The sequence below is a fragment of the Chitinophaga sp. W2I13 genome, from assembly GCF_050434005.1.
Lineage (GTDB): Bacteria > Bacteroidota > Bacteroidia > Chitinophagales > Chitinophagaceae > Chitinophaga.
The window spans coordinates 7,701,501-7,723,674 of sequence record NZ_JBNPWD010000001.1 but is presented as its reverse complement, the minus strand read 5'-3'; the positions used below and the strand labels follow the sequence as shown (position 1 = coordinate 7,723,674).

The window sequence follows — 22,174 nt, the reverse complement described above, 5'->3', positions numbered from 1 at the left end:
TATGTCTCTCCGAATTTTTATTAAAATCATTTATAAAATCTAAAAAAATAAAATCCTTAAAATCAGTATAATCAGCGTAATCAGCGAGAAAGACAAAATTCGCTTATATCTTCCCGGACTTTTCATTTAATCCTTTATAAAATCCAAAAGTAAAATCAAAGTAATCAGTATAATCAGCGTAATTAGCGAGAAAGACAAAATTCGCGCGCGTAAAATATTTAACTTGTGACAAAGTAATATCTATGAAGAAACTGTTGTTTTTATACCTGTTATTATTGAGTGTTTGCAGTATGGCGATTGCCCAGGTGAAGGTGAACCAGCGTGATGCGCAAAACCGTAAGCAAGGGCGTTGGGTGGAGGAAGTGGGAGAAGTGAGGGGGGAGCCAGGGTATACCTGGGAAGGCGTTTACAAAAACGGCCGGAAGGAAGGCGTTTGGAAAAAGACTTCTGCCATTGGTAATTTACTGGCGGAAGAAACTTATAAAAACAATGTGCTGGATGGTTACTGCAAGTATTATTTTCCTAACGGGAAGCTCAGTGAGGAAGGGGCTTTCCTGGCTACTGAAATTGAAGGACAACGGGATACGATCATGATCATAGATCCGGTGACGAATGCCGAAACGCCGACAGAGATTGTAAGGTTGGGTAATTCCGTTCGTAACGGGGTATGGAAGCTATATGATGAAGAAACCGGGAAGATGGTGAAAGAGTATTACAAGCGGGGCGAAACCGTTAGTGCTGATGAGTTGGGCGATAGTACCGAGGTGGCCGCGCCTGCGGTAAAGAAAGCCCCGTTGCAGTTACCGCATGAAAATACCGGCAAGCACAAAAAGAAGGGCTGACAAAAGTGAACAGCTTGGAAGCTAAAATGAACAAAAAGATTTGTCCGTTTTAGCTTTTTTTTATGTAATTTCATCAAACAGGATGTGATCTTATAGAACCCGTAAGTCACCAATAATTTTTTTATTGAGAATCCTTTTAATTTGTTTGTATGAAAAGCCTTACTATCAACCACGCGGAGAATCCTCAGGAATTACACGGAATAGAATATGCTACTGACAGGATGGAAATCCTTTTCAGGGCTGTTTTTATCTTTTTAGTGTTTTGTGCATTGACTTCTATTTTCTTTTTGTCTATTTTTTATTAAGCATAAACAATGATCATCAACGTAAGAAAGGCTCAAAGATGATTTATCATCCTTGAGCCTTTACGATTTTTGTAAGCATTGCTAAATTGATTTTTTAAGCTGTAATCCTTATTCAGATTAGATCTATAAGCTATTTACTTTTATTTCTGATTCGGGAACTCTTAATTCAACGTTAACAACTTATTCATTTTGTTCATTGTGCGTTTATCGCCGCTGAACATTTTGTACAATGATATTTAGCATCTACTTTTATAGTTCTAAAGTTGGCATAGGTTATGAAACCGGCGCGAGATCTCTATCTGAAGTGCCTTTCTTTTTTTCTTACCACTTTAGATATCTTTCTACTTCATTGATATTTCTTCAAAGCTTCTTGGTACAACAAATGACACGGTATTATCTGCCAGTATATTTTCCGGGCGTAAGGCAATGGCTTGTCCGTCTACCAGCAATGTAGTGGGTTTGAAGGGAAGGCCATGCACAATGATCCGGTGATTTTTATAGGTTGTTTCGTAATTGATATAAAATTGCTTTTTAAGATAGAATTGTTGCGCGGTAGAACGTTGCTTGAAGCGGATCACGTTATATTGTCCGTTTTTATAGCCATAGTGATCGCCGGCATCTTCGTACAATACGCTTTTTACTTCTGTATCCCCGAAATAAACATGTAGCAGCATTTCCGTAACCGGTGTTTGCTGGGTGTACTGCATTTCCGGGAATTCCGGTAATACAGCGCCTGCTTTTACAAACAGGGGTATTTCATCGAGGGGAGTTTTTACCTTAATTTCTTTTGCGCCTGCATATTTCTGATCGTTCCAGAAATAATACCAGTTTCCGGCGGGGAGGTATACTGCTTTTTCCTGCATACCTTTTTCGCTTACATGGCTGATGAGCAGGGAGTCGCCGAACATAAACTCGTGAGAACAGTTGTGTGTGGCGGCATCTGTTTGCGCCACAAAAGCCAGCGGGCGCAGCATCGGCGTACCGTGGGTAGCGTATTGCCAGAAGGTAGTGTACAGGTAGGGGAGCAGTTTATATCTTAATGTAATAAACTTAGTCACCACTTTTTCGTATTCCGGCCCAAAGCTCCAGGGTTCCTGGTTAAAGCCTGTTTCATTGCTGGCGGAGTGGGTTCGCATGAGCGGGTGGAAAACAGCCAGCTGAATCCAGCGGGTGTACAGTTCGCCATCGGGTTCACCTATGAAGCCACCGATATCGCTGCCGGTAAATGAAATACCGGAAACGGCTAAACGCTGGCATTGCACGCTGGCCAGCCACAGGTGTTCCCAGCTGGATACGTTATCGCCGGTCCATACGGAAGACCAGCGTTGTGCGCCTGCATAACAGGAGCGGGTAATGAGGAAGGAGCGGTTGGGCATCAGGTATTTTTTCATACCGGCTGCGGTGGCTTTGCTCATCAGGTGGCCATATACGTTATGCGCCTTGCGGTGACTCACCTCTTCGCCGTCGTAGTCGTGGCGGACATCTTCCGGGAAAGAGCCCATTTCAAATACGGCGGGTTCGTTCATATCGTTCCATACGCCGCGGACGCCGGTTTCGGCCAGGCTTTTGAACAAGCTGCTCCACCACTCCCGTACTTCGGGGTTGGTGTAGTCGGGGAACACGCATTTGCCCGGCCAAACGTCTCCTTCCATCAGGGCGCCATCGGCGCGTTTGCAGAAGTAGTTGTTTTTGATGCCTTCCTGGTATACGGCGTAATCGGCATCTACCTTAATGCCGGGATCGATGATCACTACTACTTTAAAACCTTCAGCGGCCAGTTCTTTGATCAACCCAGCGGGGTCTGGGAACCATTCCTTATTCCAGGTAAAGCAGCGGAAGCCGTCCATATAATCGATATCGAGGTAAATAACATCGCAGGGGATCTTCCGTTTCCGGAATTCCTTCGCAATTTCTTTTACGCGGGTATCGGGGTAGTAGCTCCAGCGGCACTGGTGATATCCCAACGCCCATAGTGGCGGGAGTTCGGGGGTACCGGTGATTTTTGTATAAGATTCGGCCACTTCCAGCAGGTCGGGACCATAAATGAAATAGTAGTTCATTTCACCGCCGCGAGCCCAGAAACTGCAGGCATCTTCCCTTTCTTTACCAAAATCAAAGATGGTGCGGAAGGTATTATCGAAGAAAATGCCGTAGCCGATGCCATGATGCAGGCCATAATAGAAAGGAATGTTCCGGTACAGCGGGTCGGTATCTTTCTGATAGCCGTAGGCATCTGTTCCGTAGTTTTCCAGGCGTTTGCCCCGGAGATTCAATTCAGTAGGCTTGTCGCCTAGTCCGTAGAAGCATTCCCCTTCCTGCACTAACTTGCTGCAATACTGGATTTTACCTCCTTTGAGCAGGTAGTGTTGCCAGTGATAACCCATTTCATCCTGGTTGATCACTCTTCCTTCCTTATCTGAAATGGTGATACGGAGGTTATCCCGTGCAATAAATACCTTTAATTCATCTGTATAGATCTCAAAAGTTTCTTCCCATTCTTTTATACCAAAAGCGATTGGTGATTCTTCCAGCGTATCGCTGGTGGCGTAGGAGAAGTCCCGTTGAAAAGAGCCTTCCGCAGCATATCTGAAGCGGAGGATCTTGTCGGCAATTACCCTTACTTCGAGAATTGTTTCGGTAGTATAAAAACAAAAATAATTTCCTTCTTTTTTCCAATCCCTGATACCATCGGGATAGTGTTTGGCGCCGTATTTACTTGACGAGGTTTCAACTTGCATAATCTCTTTTTCTGGATGCGCGGTAATGCGTTACCGAGGTCTTAAATTACATAAAAAAATCAGAGTAGTGATAGTCCTTTTGCGTTAGATGCTCCTTTTTGGGCGTTTACCCTCTAAATTGGCAGCTTCGCAAAAAATCCTAACAAGTAAATAAATTACTTATTAACTTCATATCAATAAATTTACTTTTTGCTTTAACCTATTTTAGTGAGTGCACCTTTCCAGGAGCACCTTTTTATTGGCGGTGGCCCTGATCAACGTTTTGCCAGTACACCGATATCTTTTCCTGCTACATATACGGTTGTTCCTTTTCTTGCTTTGGCTGCCACATTAAAGCCTTTCCCGATTTTTTTCCAGTGCTGACCGCCATCTTCTGAAATATCCGTGCCGGAAGTGCCGGTAGCGATAAGCAGCCGGGGACTGATCCAGGCTACGCAGGAGCGGTATCCGCCGGGAGGTACTGTGGGTGCTTCCCAGCTCAGGCCGCCGTTGGTGGTGAGCATGCAGTTTCCTTTCCGCGCAGTGTCCTGCTTATAGTCGCCACCCACAGCGATCCCGGTGGCCGCGTCGCGGAAGGCGATGGAAAACACGCCGGTGGTACTGCTGCCCTGTATCAGCGGAATCGTGTAGGCTTTTCCGTTATCCACGCTTTTAAAAAGCCGGGCTACCTGGCCGCCGGTGGCAAAGTAAACGTTCTTCCCCGGCAACAGCACCATGCTGGTGCCGCTGGCAGCAAAGATGGCTTCCCCTTCTGCAGCGGCCGGCAAAGCGGGCATGGGATCAGCTTTCCAGCTGCGGCCGCCGTTATGTGTCCGTATGACAGTAAATTTCCCGTCGATCGGATCGCCGATAGCGATGCCCTCCTGTTCATTAAAAAACTGCATGGCATCAAAGAAAATGCCCGGCCTGTTATCGTAGAATACCTGCTTCCAGGAATTGCCGCCATCTTCCGTTAAAAAAATCAACGCCGGTGCACCGGCATTCAATACAATGGCTTTACGGGCATCAAAGGCATACAGTGAACGCCAGTCGCAGCTATCGCAGCCGGTAACCGTGGTCCATTTCCAATGCTTACCGCCATCGGTGCTGTTACCAACCTTACCGCCGGTGCCGGAGGCCCAAACCACTTTGTCTGTTACCACGCTCAGTCCGCGGATACTTTGAACCGGACTAGCTGTTAGTATGTTTATATGGTAACCGGCTGCCGTGTCCTGGGAGGCAGCCGGGCGAAAAGCAAATATTAAAGTATAACATCCCAGCAGCAACAGGCGGCGGAGCACCCTTTGTTTACAGGTGATAAATGGCCACTGTACTGTATTTAAGCCTGGCAGGCCGGCTGCTGTGTTGACTGTATTCATAAGAGTATTTCGTTTATTCCCAATCTGTTAACGGGAAGAAAATTACAAAATTGCTACAAAGTGTGACACAGATTTATATATTTGCAGATTACCTAACCTGCTTACACATTAACAATATTCCAGTGCATCAACCGCATCGCTTAAAAATGTTCATCCTATGCTGTATATGGGGACTCTTCTCCGAGATGCTGCATGCGCAGGACAAACCATACATTTTTGACAGCTATAGCGTTAATGAAGGCCTTTCTCAGAGCACGGTATTCGATATCACCCGGGATGACCAGGGATTTATGTGGATTGCCACCCGCGACGGCATCAACCGTTTTGACGGGTATACCTTTAATGAATACCGGTATAAACCCAGTTCCCTTTACAAGGCAGGCGAAGGCAGGGGAGAGCTGGTAGCCCGCGGATCTACCGGCAACCGCGCGGTAATCAACCGTTTTGATCTGAAAGGATATAAAGGATTTTCTTTTTATAAAGACAGCCGTTCCCAGTTATTGCTGGCCCATAACAACGGGATCAGCGTGTACGATAAATATAAGAACAACTTCAGTAAGCTGCTGGAAGATACTACTATCGTAAATGCCGCAGAACGTGATAATAATGTGAAATTTGTGATCCTGGGAGAAGATACGGCCACCAACACCTTGTGGGTATGGCGTCCGATGAAAGGTATCTATGTGCTGGATAATACGACTTACGCCACGCGCCGCATCATTTTGTATCCGCCGCAGTTTGTACAAAGAGGGATATTGCCTTCTGTAGTGATGAAAGACGGGAATACCATCTGGATGAACGGCGACCAGGGAGAGCTTTTTTCCCTGAACATCAAAAATCTCCGCATCTCCACCTATTGCCTGCCCGGTGTGGGCGATAAGCCGTTGCTGCGCAATCTGAATAAAGACTCCATGATCATCATCAGTGCAGGTCATATTACGCTCTTTAACAAGCAGCGTAATAAATTCAGCGACCTGGTTTTTGATGTGAAGAATGAAAAAGGGGAACCGTTTATTCCTGCGGTATCTGAGCTGGATCAGTACGGCAATGTATGGATAGGCGGAAGCGATGGTGTGCTGATTTACAGTATTGCGCGTAATGAAATTGTGCGGCATATTGTGAGCTTTAATACTTTTGAAACGCGGTCGTTCAACGATGTGTCGTGGCTTTACCGGGATGTTGCTGATAACATGTGGGTAGGCACCGATGGCGATGGATTGAAGAAGTATTCCCCGCATAAAAAAGTATTTAACCTTTACCGTTCGCCTTATATCACACATAACATGGTGCAGGCCGTGTACAAGCACGATGATGGAAAATTGTACGTGGGGCTGATGAGGGACGGATTGAATATTTATGAAGATGGTGGAAAATTCCTGGAGCGCATTTCCAATGAATTATATCCCGGAAAATTTCCCGGCAACGACCTGGGCGCTATTTGCCGGGAGAATGCAGAGCAGCTCTGGCTGCACTTTGCGGGGATGCACATCGGCCTGTTCAATGTAGAAACCAAGTCTTTCCTGGATCTTACCGGAAAAGTAACGGCGTTGGGTTTACCGACGCAGCTGGCGCCATTCCCTTTCCTGTTTAAGCGTACCAACGGACAATTGTATTTCAATTATGGCGGCTATCTGCTGATGTTTGATAATACCGAGAAAGGATACGAAGTAGCGGTAGTGCATAATTTTTCGGATGAAGTACTAACCGCTTTTTATGAAGATTACCTGGGTAACCAGTACGTGGGTACGAAATCGGCGTTATATATAAAGCGAGTAGCTGATTCCCGCTGGAAAAACGTATTCCTTGCGCCCGGCACTACGGTGAAATCCATCAATAAAAATGCGCATAAAGAGTTGCTGGTGGCTACCAACAAAGGATTATTCATTCTGGATGATACAGGGCGCATTAAGCAGCATTACAACAGTTATGATAATCCCAAGTTGATCAATGATTACATGTATGGTGTGTTGCTGGATGATAAAGACAGGATCTGGGTGAGCCATAATAAAGGGTTATCACAGATTAACCCGCTGACAGGTGAAATCACTACTTATAATTATGAAGATGGGTTGCAGTCGAATGAGTTCAATACCGGTGCGTTTTATAAGTCCATCGACGGCCAATTATTTTTTGGCGGCATCCGTGGGGTGAATGGATTTTACCCGAAGAATTTCCGGGACAATTTATCCAATGCCAAAGTGATCATCCGCCGGATGGAGGTGCTGGACAAGCCTTATGAATCTGACACGGCCATTTCATTGCTGAAGAAAATAGAATTGCCGTATAATCAGAATACTATTGCTATCGAATTTGTGCCGCTGGAGTATACCAATCCATTAAAGAACAAGGTACAGTATAAGCTGGAAGGAGCGGATGAGGATTGGGTGCAGGCGGGTACTTTCAGGATGGCGCGTTACACCAACCTGCATCCCGGCAGTTATGTTTTTAAGTTGAGGGCTTCCAATAATGATGATATCTGGAGTACGGTTCCTACCACGCTGGAAATTGTAATCAAAATTCCTTTCTGGCAGTCGCTGTGGTTCCGGTTTTTACTGTTGTTATTACTGCTGGGAATTGCTTATTATTTCTCTACGCTATATCTTGATTATAAGATACGGCATGAGAAACTGAAGCTGGAGAAAGAGCAGGCGGTAGACCAGGAGCGGGCGCGTATTTCCAGCGATATGCATGATGATCTTGGTTCGGGGTTATCTACTATCCGGTTGCTGAGTGAAGTGGCGAAGCGGAAAATCCAGGATCCTTCGCAGACGCGGGAAGTAGAGCGGATTTCTGAAACGGCGGGAGAGATGGTGGATAAGATGAGTGAGATCATCTGGGCGATGAGCTCCTCCAATGATTCGCTGGCTAACCTGATTGCTTATATGAGAAGTTTTGCGGCCGAGTTTTTGGAGCATGCACATATCACGCACCAGTTTTATATTCCGGAAACTATTCCAAATATTAAGCTGAGTGGTGGCACGCGAAGGAATATTTACCTGGCAGTGAAAGAGTCGTTGCATAATGTAGTGAAACATGCGAAGGCAACGGAGGTAATTGTGGAAGTGAAGATGCATAAAAACATGACGATCATGATTAAGGACAATGGAAAAGGGTTTGACCAGGAGAAGGTAAGATTGTTTGGAAACGGATTAAAAAATATCCAGAAAAGGATGATATCGGTTGGCGGAAATGCGGATATCAGTTCGAATAATGGAACAATAGTTTTTCTCGATATCCCACTAAATTAACATACATTTGTTTTTAATAACATTTAAGTGTTATAATTCCTCTTAAACATGACGGTATACTCAAAAAAGAAGTCCCAGGATAACATGGACACTATCACTATTGCGATAGTAGAAGATAATCATGATATCCGCACGGCTATGGAATTGCTGATTAATGGTTCTGACGGTTATGCCTGTGTAGGGACATTCAATAATGCGGAAACTGCCGTGGAGCAAATCCCTCAGCTGATGCCTAATGTGGTGTTGATGGATTTTAACCTGCCGGGTGGCATGAATGGTATTGAATGTATTGCGCAGTTAAAGCGCGAGCATCCTGATATGCAGTTTATGATGCTGACGGTGTATGAAGATGATGATAAAATTTTTATGGCGCTGGAGGCGGGTGCGAGTGGTTATATTCTTAAGAAAACATCTCCGGGTGAATTACTCGAAGCCATCCGTGATTTGTATGATGGTGGTTCCCCGATGAGTTCGCAGATAGCGAGGAGAGTGGTAGCATTTTTCCAGAAGCAGGCTAAACCTAATCCCGCACTGGAAGCATTGACTACGCGTGAAAAAGAAATCCTGGATCAGTTGTCGAAAGGCTATTTGTACAAGGAAATTGCCAGCAACTTATTTATCAGTATTGAAACGGTAAGACGGCATGTACATAATATTTATGAGAAGTTGCACGTGCGCAGCCGTACGGATGCTGTAAATAAATATTATAACAGATAATCAGTAATTCAGGGATTTTATTGCTTCCAAGAGAAACAATAAAATCCCTGAATTTTTTTCACCGGTGTCCGGCTTTAGGTTTGAACACCAGGTGAACAGATAATACCACAGCAGCAATCAACAGACAGGCGAGTTTAAATAACAGACCGGTTTTCATGGGATAGGGATTTACGGTTAATAGGTAATATAATAGTTAAGACATAATACTCCCTGATGGCTATTGCCAGGCTGATGTGACGAGTTGTGAATATTGTATGAAAGCCATTGTTGGTAAAAGCAGGTAAAACTGATCATCGCATCATTTGCCATGAATCAAATTTCCGGATAAGGCGAAGGAATTTATTTCCGATGCTGTTATCCTCTTCTTTTTTAATGAAGTAGGTAGCTACAAGCGCTACCAGAAAAACTGCAGTAAGCAGGATTAGAAATAGTATTTTCATAGGGACATAGGTTAGGATATCTCAAAATTGTTGACTTATGTAAATATAAAGAAATATCTGATATAAGGATCCATTCACATTAGTTTTTTTTATACCATTTTCATGTGATACTTCCCGAAAACCCCCAAAACTGTTCATTATCTCCCGGAAATATAAAATTTAACAGTCTTAATACATTGGTAATAAATAATGTAAGCATAGTGTATAACTTATACTTGGGATGATTCCCTGAATCCTTTATTTTTGCCAGCAATCAGATTTTGCTAAAAGATTTAGTATCCTTGCAAAATAGGGTGCGACCTACGAAACAATAGTATTTAGGAAATTATAATATATTATGGCAAACACGGACAAAACGGATAACAAAGATCTATTTGCTTCCTATACGGAAGACTCCATACGGTCGCTGGACTGGCGGGAGCATATCCGCCTCCGGCCTGGTATGTATATCGGTAAACTGGGAGATGGGTCGAGTATGGATGATGGTATTTACATCCTGCTTAAAGAGGTAACGGATAACTGTATTGACGAGCATACCATGGGCTTTGGTAAACAGGTCGATATCAGGGTAACGGAGCATCATGTCACCATCCGCGATTTTGGCCGGGGTATTCCTTTGGGAAAGGTAGTGGATGTAGTGAGTAAGATTAATACCGGCGCGAAGTACGACAGTAAAGCCTTTCAGAAATCAGTAGGTTTGAATGGGGTGGGTACAAAGGCAGTGAATGCTTTATCCAGCTATTTCAAGGTGCAATCGATCCGTGACGGACGTATGAAAACCGCTGAGTTTGAGAGAGGAGTTTTAATAAAAGAGCATAAAGAAACGGCGACAACGGAGCCCAATGGTACGCTGGTGACGTTTACACCGGATGAGACGGTATTTAAAAACTACCGTTTTATACCGGAATTCCTGGAGAACCAGATCTGGAACTATTGCTTTTTGAATGCGGGTCTTACCATCAGCTTCAACGGCAAGAAATACATTTCAAAGAATGGTTTGCTGGATTTGCTGCAGCGTAAAACGAATGAAGAAGACCTGCGTTACCCGATCATTCACCTGAAGGGAGAAGATATTGAAGTAGCGATTACCCATGAAAGCCAATACGGGGAAGAGTATTACTCTTTCGTGAATGGTCAGCATACCACCCAGGGTGGTACGCACCTGGCAGCTTTCCGGGAGGCGTTTGTAAAAACGGTACGCGACTTCTATAAGAAAGATTACGAGGCTACTGATATCAGGGCTTCTATTTGTGCAGCGGTATCCATCCGTGTGCAGGAGCCGGTATTTGAATCGCAAACGAAAACCAAGCTGGGGTCACAGGTTGTTTTTGAAAACGGGCCGTCCGTAAAGGCGTTTGTACTGGAGTTCCTTTCCAAGCACCTGGATGATTACCTGCACCGTAACCCGGCGATTGCAGATGCGTTGAAGAAACGTATTGAGCAAAGTGAGCGTGAGCGTAAGGAGCTGGCCGGTATCAAGAAACTGGCGAACGAAAGAGCGAAGAAAGCGAACCTTCACAACAAGAAGCTGCGCGATTGCCGTTTGCACCTGAATGATGAGCTTACCGGGAAAGATAAGGCAGAACAGGAAGCCCGCCGGCTGGATTCCACCATCTTTATTACAGAGGGAGATTCTGCCAGTGGTTCCATCACCAAATCGCGCAACGTGGAAACGCAGGCGGTATTTAGTTTGCGTGGTAAACCGCTGAACAGTTTTGGTCTTACCAAAAAGGTAGTATATGAGAACGAGGAGTTCAACCTGTTGCAGCATGCATTGAATATTGAGGACGGGCTGGAAGGATTGCGCTACAATAACATTGTGGTGGCTACAGATGCCGATGTGGACGGGATGCACATCCGTTTGCTGCTGTTGACTTTCTTCCTGCAATTTTTCCCTGACCTGGTAAAGAATGGTCACGTATATATCCTGGAAACGCCGTTGTTCCGGGTGCGAAACAAGCAGCAAACTATTTACTGCTATAATGAAGATGAAAAACAGAAGGCGGTAAAGAAGCTGGGCAACAAACCGGAGATCACCCGCTTTAAAGGATTGGGAGAAATTTCTCCGGATGAATTTGGCCGTTTTATCGGGGAAGATATCCGTATTGAGCCGATCATTTTATCGAAAGATATTCATGTCCAGAAGTTACTGGAATATTATATGGGTAAAAATACCCAGACCCGCCAGGAGTTTATCATCAACAACCTGCGGTATGAAAAGGATTTAGTAGAAGAAACAGTATAGAAAGGCATATGGGCTTAATACACATTGTTTTTGGTCAGTCTTCGGTTCCGGTGTTGGGAGAGGCGATTGCGATGGATGAGAAAATGAGCGGAGAGATCCGCTGTTTTGAAGATGACTTGTCCGTTGGACCATTATTTATCTTGGACACCAAAGAGGGCCGTGCCGGCCGTCGCCAGTTCTGGCAGCAGCTGGCGGGTATTGAACCGGTAGCTCCGGCAGCCGGGGAAGAACCGGCGGCTGAAGAAGTGACCGGCGATCCCGATGATGCCGATCTTTTTAAATCCCTGAAAGCGCAATTAAAGGAAGACCCCGAACAGGAAGTATGGATATGGGCCGGGCAAAACGCCCGCGATGTATGCGGGTACTATTGGCTGGTAAGCCAGCTGTATGATTTTGCAGGACGCATCCATATTATTTACCTCAACAACCTGCCTTTCCTTAATGAAAAGGGAGCGGTGTTTTATCCTACCCATCTGCACCAGATACTGCCAAAGGAATTCCTGAAGGCAAAGAAGCTGGCGCGTCCTATTTCACTGGCAGAATATGAGCTGGATGGCGATGAGTGGCATCGCCTGATGAATGAGAACGCAGGTATCCGTTTACTGGAAGGCGGAAAGAAGATCAAAGGAGAGCCTACCCTGTTTTACGACAAGGAGTTACTGGCGCAGAGTGGAAAAGAGTTTGTGAAAGCATGGCGGGTAGTGCAGCAGGTAACCGGTAAACTGAAATACCCTGTGATGGACCAGTTCCTGGGCTGGCGGCTGAAAGAGCTGATCCGCGAAGGCAAACTGGAAAGCAGGGGCGATCTGAAAACGATCCGTGATTTTGAAGTGAAACAGCCGGGAGAAACTACTGAAAATCCAACAACTACTGTATGATAACCGTAACGCCACTGGAATTGATGGGAGCTGATGACCGCGGCAGCGGTTATTTCTGGAACTGCAACCGTACGGGTGATTTCCTGGTTTGCTACCGGAATGCGGGCAGCAGCAGCGGGCAGCATTATCACGAAGGTAAAAGTGACCATAAGAACCCGGAGGTGCTATACCTGTTCACCGGCAAGGCAGCCATTCACTGGTGTGCGCTGGGAGGCCATGAAATAGTAACTACGGAGATAACGGCGCCGGCAAGGGTAGAAGTACCTGTGAATGTATGGCATCAGCTGGTGGCCATTACAGATTGTTGCTTTATAGAACTGAACTCCCTGGAGGATGTACAAAAAGACAGTGTACGTATCTGGCGGGAGGATTTTGAAAAAATGATTAACGTAAAACCGTAAGTGTATTATACATGGACATGGAAAATAAAACATCAGACGAATCTCTGCACAATGTCATCCACGTTGGAGGCATGTATGAGAGCTGGTTCCTGGATTACGCCTCTTATGTAATCCTGGAGCGGGCGGTGCCCAGCATGGAAGATGGGCTGAAGCCCGTACAGCGTCGTATCCTGCACGCCATGAGAGAAATGGACGATGGCCGTTATAATAAGGTGGCCAACGTGATCGGGCAAACGATGCAGTATCACCCGCACGGGGATGCTTCTATCAGTGATGCCATTGTTAACCTCGGACAGAAAGACCTGCTGATTGATACCCAGGGTAACTGGGGTGATGTAAGAACCGGTGATGATGCAGCAGCAGCCAGGTATATTGAGGCGCGCCTGTCGAAGTTTGCGCTGGACGTAGCATTTAATCCTAAAACTACTTCCTGGCAGCTTAGCTACGACGGCCGTAAAAATGAGCCACTGGCATTACCGATGAAGTTCCCGCTGCTGTTGGCACAGGGAGCGGAAGGTATCGCGGTTGGTTTATCTACCAAAATATTACCACACAATTTCATTGAGCTTATAGACGCTTCGATCAAATACCTCCGTGGTAAAAAGTTTGAACTGTTCCCCGATTTCATTACCGGTGGCATGGTGGATATTGCCAGTTACAATGATGGCAAACGCGGTGGTAAAGTAAGAGTACGCGCACATATTGAAGAGAAGGACAAAAAGACGCTGCTGATCAAGGATGTACCTTACGGTATTACTACCACGCAGCTGATGGAGTCTATTGTAAAGGCGAACGACAATGGCAAGATCAAGATCAAGAAAGTAGTGGATAACACGGCTGCGGAAGTGGAAATTGAAGTGCAGCTGGCGCCGGGTATTTCACCGGATATTACGATCGATGCATTGTATGCATTCACCGATTGTGAAATTTCTATTTCGCCGAATGCCTGCGTGATCGTAAATGATAAGCCACAGTTCCTCACTGCTTCCGATCTGCTGAAATCCTCCGCGGATTATACCAAAGACCTGCTGAAGCAGGAGCTGGAAATCAAACTGGCGGAACTGCAGGAGAAATGGCACTATACCTCTCTGGAAAAACTCTTCTTTGAAAAAGGAATTTACAAGGAGCTGGAACAAAAGCATAAGGACTGGGAAACCGTACTGAATGCTATTGATAAAGGATTTACACCGTATAAGAAGCAACTGAAACGCGAAATCACCCGCGAGGATATTGTGAAATTAACGGAAAAGCCTGTACGCCGTATTTACCGTTTGGATATCAATGAACTGAATGAACAGATCAAGGGTATTGAAGCGGAAATCAAAGAGGTAAAGAACAACCTGGCGAACCTCACCGATTATACCGTTGCTTACTACGACAACCTGCTGAAGAAGTATGGTAAAGGCCGGGAACGTAAAACGGTGATTAAAACGTTCGACAACATCCAGGTAGCGCAGGTGGCTATTGCCAACACTAAAATATATGTGAACCGGGCGGATGGTTTCATTGGTACTTCCCTGAAAAAAGATGAGTTTGTGGCAGATTGTTCTGACCTGGACAGCATCATCGTATTCCGCCGGGATGGTAAAATGCTGGTGACCAAAGTAGCGGATAAAACCTTTGTGGGCAAGGATATCATTCATGTGGACATTTTCCGTAAGAATGACGAGCGTACTACTTACAATATGATCTATGTAGAAGGTAAGACGGGAGTTAGCTATGCCAAACGTTTCAATGTAACGGGTGTTACCCGCGATAAGGAATACGACCTGGCGCATAAAGGGGAGAAGAATTCCAAAGTGCATTATTTCTCTTCGAATCCCAACGGGGAAGCAGAAGTGGTGACCATTAAGCTGAGCCCGAACTGCAGCGCGCGTAACAAGGAGTTCGACCTGTTCTTTGAAACCATTGCGATCAAGGGACGTAACTCCATGGGGAACGTGGTAACCAAATACCCGATCCGCGGTGTGAAGTTCAAGGAGAAAGGAGTGTCTACACTGGCCGGACAAAAGATCTGGTATGATACAGAAACCGGTCGTTTGAATACGGAAGAACGTGGCGTGTATATTGGTGCTTTTGAAGGGGAAGACAAGATCTTTGTCGCCTTTAAAAACGGTACCTATGAGCTCACGAACTATGATCTCACCAACCGTTACGAGTCGAATGATGTCGTGTACATTGAGAAGTTCAACCCGGAGAAAACGGTAACGGCTATTTACTTTGATGCTGATAAGAAGCAGTTTAATGTGAAACGTTTCCGGATTGAAACGCAGACGCTGAACAATAAATTCAATTTCATTAAGGAGGGAGCGAATAATTACCTGGAAATGGTGACAACGCATACCCAGCCAATTGTGTTGTTGAAAACAGGCAAGAAGCGCAGTCCGGAAGAAGAGGAAATTGATTTGTCCGAATTTGTGGAGGTTACCGGCTGGAAAGCAGTGGGAACAAGGATTGCAGGGGATGACCTGATCAGTGCGGAGTTGTTGTCTGAAGATGAGGATCCTGACCCGAATGAAGAAGGACCGGCAGGCGGACAGGGAGAATTATTCTAACCCACCTGTTGCAGAAAATATAGAAGCGGATAGCATTTTATTGCTATCCGCTTTTTTGTTTTGTAAGATGATTATATTTTGCCGCCCAGGTTTTTGATCATCTTTTCCAGGAAGTTGATCGCCGTAAGATGTTCTTCCGGCGTGATGCCTTCCATTACTTTTTCCCTGTTTTTCATTTGGAGCGCGTCGATGGCAGCGTACTCCTGTTTGCCGGTGTCTGTAAAGGAATAAAGATCATCGGCATGTTGGATCCAGTTGCGCGAGAGCAGTGTTTCCAGTATTTCGTCCAGCTCTGCAACGGTGAGGAAGCGGCTTACCTGGTGGTAATACAGGTCTTTGGAGATCTTTCCGTGCGTATTTATATTTTTCAATACCTGCCAGTGAAACCTGTTGATGCCAAAGGATTCGAAGGCGGCATTGGTGAAATTAGTGATGAGACAATCGGCTTCTTTCAGGTACCAGCCGATGGGCAGCTTTTGGTCTATTTCGGATTGCATAAAATTGTTTTTAATCTTTGATGGGGGTGGTTACTTCGATCATGAAGGTGTCGAAAGTAAAGTAAAAGCCAAAGTTCTTACGCATGATCTGCGGAACCTGGTCCAGTACGATACCTCCGCTTTGCAGTCGCTCCCAGGTGGCAGTTACTGCGGCTTTATCTTCCAGGTAAAATCCTATGTGAAAAGTATCCGGGTAGGTGTTATTTCCTTTCTCATTCATGCGTTGGTTCATCAATACCAGGATAAATCCGTCGGGGCCATTTAAAACAGACAGGGTATCGTTTAGTTTTGGGTCGGCGCAGATAAAATCAAAGTAGGTTTCAAATAATGCCCGGGTTGCCGGTACATCTTTGACGCTGAGGTTTAAGTGATTAAGTTGCATTATAGTGTAGATGATAAATGAATGTTCGCTCTTTTAAATGCAAATATAAGAGAATGATTGTTCTTTTAAAGAAAAAAACGCATTTTTTTTAAGACCAGTATTAGCTGGGATCGGCGAGGAAGCCCGTATTGCTTTCTCCGTCCATAGGGATGTAGATCCGTTCCCATTCGTTGCCGTCGGTTACCTCCCAGGTATGGCCGGGGCCGTTCACGTCTTCAGCTATGAGGATAATGCCGGGTTCAAGGATAAAGGTATCGCCGTTGGTGACGGTAAATTGGAGCCTGCCTTTCAGTGTGATCACAAATTGCCGCCGCGGGGCGGGATGGGGAATATGTTCCAGCTCACCGGTTCCTGTCTGGCAAAAGAAATAGTTCGCGTCAATTTTGTTCCGGGTCGGGATCTTACCGGTTTCAAAGGAACAATCTGTTTCATTGGTATTGAATAACCTGATAGCCCTGATATATGTTGATTCGTTGTCCGTTGCTGCCATGTGATTGTTTTATTGTTTCTTCTTTGATGCGGGTTTCTTAGGTGATTCCTGCTGGAAATCTTCTGCCGACTTAGGCTGGGTCATACTTTTCTTTTTCTGATCCAGTGGTTGCGGGGTAGGAGCGCCTTTTCCGAGCGGGATGGCGTCATGAAAGATCTTGTTAACGTGCATCCATTTGCCGGCCTGCCATTTGAAGCCTTCGTAGTCCATATCGGTTACGTAAGTGAATTTCTTCATGGGCTCATTGGTTTCGGATATGAGGTGGTCGAATACGATCATGTTCAGTTCCTTGTTATAGTTGAGCGTGGCGGTGCTTTCTTTTTTATATTCAATGATAAAGCGGTTGCGTGTGGGTTTGGGTGTGCTATCTTCCGCAAAACTAAAAAACGGGCCGCCCAATACAGGTGTACCATTCTGGAAGGTGAGCATTTCCACTATTTTCTTCTGGCTGCGGGGATTGTTGGCATCCCAGCCAAAGAGGGTATAATATTCTTTGTTGAAATAATGGCGGTGCACAATATTGTAATAGAGGCAGCCATACCAGGATTTATTATCGCCGATGGTATCGGTGTTGGTCATATAATCCGAGGCATCAAACAGGGGGAAGAGCTTTAGCTGTCCATCGGGAGTATTCATCTGGATGGCCCCGAAATGCCGGTAGAAGCCATTTTCGCGTTCCAGTGCCCAGGTGAAAATACGGAAGGCGCTATCCTGCGGATATTGAATAGAGATGGTTTTCAGGGAATCGAACGGAAAACGGAAGGAGTATTTTGTTTTCAGTGTTCTTACCAGCAACGGAATGAAGGCTTCTGTAGCCCGTTGCCGGCCTTCGTCGCCTTTTCCGTTGAAGATATCCTGACTGAGCACCTGCAGGGTATCCTGGTTATGCATTAACTGTTTCAGCCCTGCGGCATCCGGCCGCTGCGCCAGGGTGAGCAGCGAAGTAAAGACGAAGAGCAGTGACAGTAGTGTTTTTTTTGCCATATCTATTATACGGTTACGGCTTAGAATTATTGTACCGCCTGTGCAAACTGCAGCAGGTTTTGATATCGCTGATCGATCAGCGGGTGAGGAAAGGGTGTTTCCGGACGGGTAGACGGGATAAAGATGGTTTGCATGCCCAGGCTTTTCCCGAACTGCATATCACTGAGGGTGTTGCCTACCATGACGGAGGAGCTGAAATCAATATCCGGGAAGTCCTGTTTTGCCTGAATACCCATGCCGGTGGCGGGTTTACGGCATGGACTGCTGCTGTCTACATCCGGGCAGAAATAGATACCATCGATTTTACCGCCGTGCAGCTCAATCTGTTGCTGCATTTGCGTATGAATTTCTTGTAAGCCTGCTGTAGTGAGCAGTCCGCGGCCGATACAGCGTTGGTTGGTGATTACAATGATGCGTTTGAAACGGCTGGCGAGGATGGGCATTGCAGCCAGCACACCTTCACTGAAGTGAAACATATCCGGCCGGAGCACGTATCCATCGTGGATTTCATCGTTGATTACACCGTCTCTGTCGAGGAATAGGGTCATGATACCAATACTTTTTTTGCTGCTTCGTAATCATCCGGGATACCGATATCAATGAAATAGGTGTCGCTGATGAAGCCATATAATTTTCCTGCCTGTGCGCCGGGCTCCAGTACTTCTTTCTCAAAAGAAAATTTCTCCGGCAGGGCCAGGCTTTGCAGGAAACCGGCAGAGGTGCGGTAGATGCCACCATTGATCACTCCTTCTTCACAATATTTTTTTTCATGGAACCTGGTGATCTGCTGATGTTCATCCAGCTGGATACTGCCGTAGCGGTCGAACTGTTTCATTGGTTTCAGCGCCAGTGACAGCGGGCTTTGATGCGCCTGGTGAAAATTATTAAACGCTGCGAGGTCCACATCAAAATAGGTATCGCCGTTAACGATGAAGATCTCATTGCCTTTCACGGCAGACAGGGCATTGATGATGCCACCGCCGGTTCCCAGCGGCTCCGTTTCTACGGTAAAGGATACACGCAGCGGGAGTGTTATGCTGTTGCACCAGTTTATGACCTGTTCAGACAAGTAGCCGAGCGACAGTACCGCGTGGTTAATGCCCTGTTTGTGCAGGTATTGCAGCAGGTAATATAAAAAAGGGCGTTCACCGAGGGGGGCCATGCATTTAGGCTTATCGGCCACTACGCTTCTGAGGCGGGTGCCGAGTCCCCCGGCGAGTACGATACATTCTCTCGTCATGCGCCAAACAGGTTGTTTTCCACTATTTCGCAAATAATATGTCCCACGGTGATATGTGCCTCCTGGATGCGGGGGGTATCGCCGGAGGGGATGTTGATCAGGTAGTCGCTGCCTTCTTTCATTTTGCCGCCGGTGGCGCCGGTCATGCTTACTACAATCATACCCTGTTCCTTTGCCACCTTTATGGCTTCAAGGATATTAGCGGAGTTACCGGAGGTAGAAATGCCTACCAGTATATCTCCGGGGCGGCCTATGCCTTTCAGGATGCGGGCATATACCTGGTCGTAGCCGTAGTCGTTGCCTACCGCAGTGATGTAAGAAGTATTGCAATGCAGTGCCTCTGCATACAGGGGCATGCGATCTTTATAAAACCGGCCGGAGAATTCTGCGGCCAGGTGTTGCGCGTCTGCGGCGCTGCCGCCGTTTCCGCAGAAAAGGATTTTATGATCGGTTTGCAGGCTGTGGGTAATGGCTTCTGCTACCAGTTTGACGGTATTTAACAACGGTTCATCCTGGCAGATGGCTTCTTTTACAGCGATGCTTTCCCGGATCTTATTGGCAATGAATTGTTTCATCAGCAGATATTTTTGATTTGTTGTGCCCTTAAATGCTCCACGTTTGAATACCGTGATTGGTAAAGGTATAGCGTTTTACATCTCCGCCAAAACCGCTTAGTGCGTCTACTACGGCGAAGCGGGTATTTTTCGGACAATAGAAGATCATGAATCCGCCGCCACCGGCGCCGGAAATTTTACCACCGCTGGCGCCGGCTTTGCGGGCAGCTTCGTAAATTTCATCGAGCTGGGGATTGGTGATGCCATGAGCCATCTTCTTTTTATTTTCAAAACCGTAGTTCAGGATTTCACCGATTTTATCGATGGTTCCCCGCAGTAATGCTTCCTTCATCATCACCGCCTGTTCTTTCAGTTGGTGCATGGCTTCAATGGAAGCATCTTTTTTATCGGTTACATTTTTTTGTTGTTCGGAGATGATAGTGGAAGATAAGCGGCTGGTAGATGTATAGAACAATACCAGGTTATTTTCCAGTTCGTGAAGATTTACTTCTTTAATACGCAGCGGGTTTACAATTACTTTGTCGCCCTGGTAAAACTCCATGAAGTTTACGCCGCCAAAGGTAGCCGCGTATTGGTCTTGTTTACCGCCGGCCTGGTTCAGGTCCTCGCGTTCAATAGAATAAGCGAGGTGCGCCATGTCATATTCCCCCAGCGGTAATTTCATCCATTCCGCGAATGCGCCCAGTACGGCCACCACGAGGGTGGAGGAGGTACCGAGGCCGGAGCCGGCCGGTGCATCTACAAAGGTGGTGAGTTTAAAACCGGCAGATGGTAAGGTGCCATAATCTTTTTGCACGCGGTTAATAACGCCTTTCAGGATATCCAGTTTCCCGTCTAACGGTAAAGGGTATACGGCATCATAAGTAGCGGTTTCCCTTCTGTCGGCGCAATCAAAAACCACTTGTCCGTTCTGGAGGGGTTCTATGGATGCGCGCGCATATAAGGAGATGGTAGCATTGAGAATGGCGCCACCGTATAAGTCCGAATACGGACTTACATCTGTGCCACCACCGGCAAGGCCTATACGTAAAGGTGCTTTACTTCTGTAAATCATGCTAGTTGTCAGGTTTAGTTTGCTGGCCATGTAGTCAACAATTATGATGCCGCTGTGTCTACCACCGGCATATTCATCAGCGATCTGTTGCCAGCGCATGAATTTCTTTTGCCAGCCGTGCCCACGAATATTGCAGTTTCTCTTTGCGGAGGGCTTCCACCATATCAGCTTCGCGGTTTTCCACGAAATATTTTTCGATGGCAGCTGCAATAGAGGCTGGTTCCGGTTCGGCCTGGAATCCTACTAGGCCATCCGGCACCATTTCCACGAGTCCGCCTACATTTGTTACCACCATCGGTTTTTCGAAGTGATAGGCGATCTGTGAAATGCCGCTCTGGGTAGCGCTTTTATAGGGTTGTACCACCAGGTCGGCGGCGCAGAAATAGTTTTTAACGGCTTCGTTCGGAATGAAATCGGTGTGCATCATCACGCGGTCGCCCAGTTGCAATTTATTCAGCAGTTCCAGGTAGGGGGCTGCATCTTCATAATATTCGCCGGCAACGATGGCGTGAACATCCAGTTTTTTCAGTCTTTCATCCGCCATTGCCTGCAACAGCAGATCGAGTCCTTTGTACTGGCGGATGAAGCCAAAGAAGAGGATATATTTTTTGCCCGGGTTCAGTTTCAGCTGGGTGCGCGCATCTTCTTTCGATATCAGGGCGCCGTAGTTGTCGTAGATAGGATGCGGAATGAGCGAGGCTTTTTTCACGGGCTCAAATACCCGCAGGTCGTTGAGTACCGATTGGCTCATGGCTACAAAGGCATCTACCGGTTTCAGGAAATATTTTGTAAAAGCTACGTCACCGGGTCTTTTTTCGTGCGGCACTACGTTATCCAGTACGGCAATAACTTTGGTGTGTTTTCTTTTGCCTAACCGCAGGAGGGAGCCTAATGCCGGGCCCATGATGGGTAGCCAGTATTTGGTGATGATGATGTCCGGGTTCATTTTCCGGATCTTGCGGCCTGTTATTAACCAGTTCAGCGGATTAACGGAGTTGATCAATCTTTTGATGCGCAGATGCGCGGGAGCGGGGTCGGTAGAGAACTGGCTTTTTCCAGGGAAAAAGAATTTGGGGTACTGTATGGTAAAGGTCCATATTTCCACCTCATCCGTTTGCTGGAGTTCTTCTGCGAGTCGCTCGTTATAAGCAGCCAGCCCACCCCGGAAGGGGTAGGCTGTACCTAAAATAAGTATTTTCTTTTTGTCAGCCATAGATTCAGATAA

At 46.3% G+C, this 22,174-nt stretch carries 19 protein-coding genes; 7 read left to right on the top strand and 12 right to left on the bottom strand.

Annotated features, from left to right (window positions below; all coding sequences use genetic code 11):
* Positions 1–242: 242 nt before the first annotated feature.
* Positions 243–842, top strand: a complete 600-nt coding sequence (locus tag QFZ48_RS31390; RefSeq protein ID WP_429065396.1) for a toxin-antitoxin system YwqK family antitoxin — start codon at positions 243–245, stop codon at positions 840–842.
* Positions 843–1,488: 646 nt separating this feature from the next.
* Here the strand turns inward: QFZ48_RS31390 and QFZ48_RS31385 are convergent.
* A complete protein-coding gene (locus QFZ48_RS31385) occupies positions 1,489–3,885 on the bottom strand; it encodes a glycoside hydrolase family 31 protein (protein WP_429046712.1) in 2,397 nt (798 codons plus the stop codon).
* Between the two features lie 254 nt (positions 3,886–4,139).
* The gene (locus tag QFZ48_RS31380; RefSeq protein WP_429065395.1) at positions 4,140–5,243 is read right to left on the bottom strand and encodes a WD40/YVTN/BNR-like repeat-containing protein; all 1,104 of its coding nucleotides are present in this window, start codon (positions 5,241–5,243) and stop codon (positions 4,140–4,142) included.
* Between the two features lie 146 nt (positions 5,244–5,389).
* Here QFZ48_RS31380 and QFZ48_RS31375 point away from each other — a divergent pair, with 146 nt between their 5' ends.
* The gene (locus tag QFZ48_RS31375) at positions 5,390–8,491 is read left to right on the top strand and encodes a triple tyrosine motif-containing protein (protein WP_429046714.1); all 3,102 of its coding nucleotides are present in this window, start codon (positions 5,390–5,392) and stop codon (positions 8,489–8,491) included.
* A 48-nt stretch (positions 8,492–8,539) separates the two neighbouring features.
* Positions 8,540–9,208: a response regulator transcription factor gene (locus QFZ48_RS31370; RefSeq protein WP_079468073.1), complete on the top strand. Its 669-nt coding sequence runs from the start codon at positions 8,540–8,542 to the stop codon at positions 9,206–9,208.
* A 290-nt stretch (positions 9,209–9,498) separates the two neighbouring features.
* Here the strand turns inward: QFZ48_RS31370 and QFZ48_RS31365 are convergent, their stop codons facing one another.
* A complete protein-coding gene (locus QFZ48_RS31365) occupies positions 9,499–9,648 on the bottom strand; it encodes a hypothetical protein (RefSeq protein WP_429046715.1) in 150 nt (49 codons plus the stop codon).
* Between the two features lie 337 nt (positions 9,649–9,985).
* Between QFZ48_RS31365 and QFZ48_RS31360 the strand changes: the two genes are divergently transcribed.
* Genes QFZ48_RS31360 through QFZ48_RS31345 form a run of 4 tightly spaced genes read left to right on the top strand, consistent with a single transcriptional unit; the run spans position 9,986 to position 15,727 of the window.
* Positions 9,986–11,893, top strand: a complete 1,908-nt coding sequence (locus tag QFZ48_RS31360) for a DNA topoisomerase IV subunit B (RefSeq protein ID WP_429065393.1) — start codon at positions 9,986–9,988, stop codon at positions 11,891–11,893.
* An 8-nt stretch (positions 11,894–11,901) separates the two neighbouring features.
* Positions 11,902–12,771: a DUF1835 domain-containing protein gene (locus QFZ48_RS31355; protein ID WP_429065392.1), complete on the top strand. Its 870-nt coding sequence runs from the start codon at positions 11,902–11,904 to the stop codon at positions 12,769–12,771.
* Positions 12,768–13,172, top strand: a complete 405-nt coding sequence (locus QFZ48_RS31350) for a hypothetical protein (protein WP_429046718.1) — start codon at positions 12,768–12,770, stop codon at positions 13,170–13,172. Before QFZ48_RS31355 ends, QFZ48_RS31350 begins: the two co-directional genes overlap by 4 nt.
* Positions 13,173–13,189: 17 nt before the next feature.
* The gene (locus QFZ48_RS31345; protein WP_370911395.1) at positions 13,190–15,727 is read left to right on the top strand and encodes a DNA gyrase/topoisomerase IV subunit A; all 2,538 of its coding nucleotides are present in this window, start codon (positions 13,190–13,192) and stop codon (positions 15,725–15,727) included.
* Between the two features lie 71 nt (positions 15,728–15,798).
* On the opposite strand, the gene QFZ48_RS31340 is transcribed toward QFZ48_RS31345, so the two are convergent.
* The 9 genes from QFZ48_RS31340 to QFZ48_RS31300 all read right to left on the bottom strand — a co-directional run bounded on the left by QFZ48_RS31340 (position 15,799) and on the right by QFZ48_RS31300 (position 22,162).
* Positions 15,799–16,224, bottom strand: a complete 426-nt coding sequence (locus QFZ48_RS31340; protein WP_429046719.1) for a MarR family winged helix-turn-helix transcriptional regulator — start codon at positions 16,222–16,224, stop codon at positions 15,799–15,801.
* 10 nt (positions 16,225–16,234) lie between these two features.
* Positions 16,235–16,606 carry a VOC family protein gene (locus tag QFZ48_RS31335; protein ID WP_429046720.1) on the bottom strand — a complete coding sequence of 124 codons (372 nt, stop codon included), beginning with the start codon at positions 16,604–16,606 and terminating at the stop codon, positions 16,235–16,237.
* A gap of 100 nt (positions 16,607–16,706) precedes the next feature.
* Positions 16,707–17,096, bottom strand: a complete 390-nt coding sequence (locus QFZ48_RS31330) for a hypothetical protein (RefSeq protein WP_429065390.1) — start codon at positions 17,094–17,096, stop codon at positions 16,707–16,709.
* Between the two features lie 9 nt (positions 17,097–17,105).
* Entirely contained in the window at positions 17,106–18,080 is a 975-nt protein-coding gene (locus tag QFZ48_RS31325) for a hypothetical protein (protein WP_429065388.1), read from the bottom strand.
* Positions 18,081–18,106: 26 nt separating this feature from the next.
* Positions 18,107–18,628: a D-glycero-alpha-D-manno-heptose-1,7-bisphosphate 7-phosphatase gene (locus QFZ48_RS31320; RefSeq protein WP_429065387.1), complete on the bottom strand. Its 522-nt coding sequence runs from the start codon at positions 18,626–18,628 to the stop codon at positions 18,107–18,109.
* Entirely contained in the window at positions 18,625–19,320 is a 696-nt protein-coding gene (locus QFZ48_RS31315) for a nucleotidyltransferase family protein (protein WP_429065385.1), read from the bottom strand. The genes QFZ48_RS31320 and QFZ48_RS31315 overlap by 4 nt, the downstream gene beginning before the upstream one ends.
* Positions 19,317–19,895 carry a D-sedoheptulose-7-phosphate isomerase gene (locus QFZ48_RS31310; protein WP_429065384.1) on the bottom strand — a complete coding sequence of 193 codons (579 nt, stop codon included), beginning with the start codon at positions 19,893–19,895 and terminating at the stop codon, positions 19,317–19,319. Before QFZ48_RS31310 ends, QFZ48_RS31315 begins: the two co-directional genes overlap by 4 nt.
* A gap of 28 nt (positions 19,896–19,923) precedes the next feature.
* Entirely contained in the window at positions 19,924–21,048 is a 1,125-nt protein-coding gene (locus QFZ48_RS31305; protein ID WP_429046730.1) for a dehydrogenase, read from the bottom strand.
* Positions 21,026–22,162, bottom strand: a complete 1,137-nt coding sequence (locus tag QFZ48_RS31300) for a glycosyltransferase (RefSeq protein WP_429046732.1) — start codon at positions 22,160–22,162, stop codon at positions 21,026–21,028. The genes QFZ48_RS31305 and QFZ48_RS31300 overlap by 23 nt, the downstream gene beginning before the upstream one ends.
* Between the last annotated feature and the right edge of the window lie 12 nt (positions 22,163–22,174).

Bases quoted from the DNA above. Each gene is read 5' to 3' on its own strand.
- QFZ48_RS31390 (WP_429065396.1), top strand. From the start codon at position 243: ATGAAGAAACTGTTGTTTTTATACCTGTTATTATTGAGTGTTTGCAGT.
- QFZ48_RS31385 (WP_429046712.1), bottom strand. From the start codon at position 3,885: ATGCAAGTTGAAACCTCGTCAAGTAAATACGGCGCCAAACACTATCCC.
- QFZ48_RS31380 (WP_429065395.1), bottom strand. From the start codon at position 5,243: ATGAATACAGTCAACACAGCAGCCGGCCTGCCAGGCTTAAATACAGTA.
- QFZ48_RS31375 (WP_429046714.1), top strand. From the start codon at position 5,390: ATGTTCATCCTATGCTGTATATGGGGACTCTTCTCCGAGATGCTGCAT.
- QFZ48_RS31370 (WP_079468073.1), top strand. From the start codon at position 8,540: ATGACGGTATACTCAAAAAAGAAGTCCCAGGATAACATGGACACTATC.
- QFZ48_RS31365 (WP_429046715.1), bottom strand. From the start codon at position 9,648: ATGAAAATACTATTTCTAATCCTGCTTACTGCAGTTTTTCTGGTAGCG.
- QFZ48_RS31360 (WP_429065393.1), top strand. From the start codon at position 9,986: ATGGCAAACACGGACAAAACGGATAACAAAGATCTATTTGCTTCCTAT.
- QFZ48_RS31355 (WP_429065392.1), top strand. From the start codon at position 11,902: ATGGGCTTAATACACATTGTTTTTGGTCAGTCTTCGGTTCCGGTGTTG.
- QFZ48_RS31350 (WP_429046718.1), top strand. From the start codon at position 12,768: ATGATAACCGTAACGCCACTGGAATTGATGGGAGCTGATGACCGCGGC.
- QFZ48_RS31345 (WP_370911395.1), top strand. From the start codon at position 13,190: ATGGAAAATAAAACATCAGACGAATCTCTGCACAATGTCATCCACGTT.
- QFZ48_RS31340 (WP_429046719.1), bottom strand. From the start codon at position 16,224: ATGCAATCCGAAATAGACCAAAAGCTGCCCATCGGCTGGTACCTGAAA.
- QFZ48_RS31335 (WP_429046720.1), bottom strand. From the start codon at position 16,606: ATGCAACTTAATCACTTAAACCTCAGCGTCAAAGATGTACCGGCAACC.
- QFZ48_RS31330 (WP_429065390.1), bottom strand. From the start codon at position 17,096: ATGGCAGCAACGGACAACGAATCAACATATATCAGGGCTATCAGGTTA.
- QFZ48_RS31325 (WP_429065388.1), bottom strand. From the start codon at position 18,080: ATGGCAAAAAAAACACTACTGTCACTGCTCTTCGTCTTTACTTCGCTG.
- QFZ48_RS31320 (WP_429065387.1), bottom strand. From the start codon at position 18,628: ATGACCCTATTCCTCGACAGAGACGGTGTAATCAACGATGAAATCCAC.
- QFZ48_RS31315 (WP_429065385.1), bottom strand. From the start codon at position 19,320: ATGACGAGAGAATGTATCGTACTCGCCGGGGGACTCGGCACCCGCCTC.
- QFZ48_RS31310 (WP_429065384.1), bottom strand. From the start codon at position 19,895: ATGAAACAATTCATTGCCAATAAGATCCGGGAAAGCATCGCTGTAAAA.
- QFZ48_RS31305 (WP_429046730.1), bottom strand. From the start codon at position 21,048: ATGCGCTGGCAACAGATCGCTGATGAATATGCCGGTGGTAGACACAGC.
- QFZ48_RS31300 (WP_429046732.1), bottom strand. From the start codon at position 22,162: ATGGCTGACAAAAAGAAAATACTTATTTTAGGTACAGCCTACCCCTTC.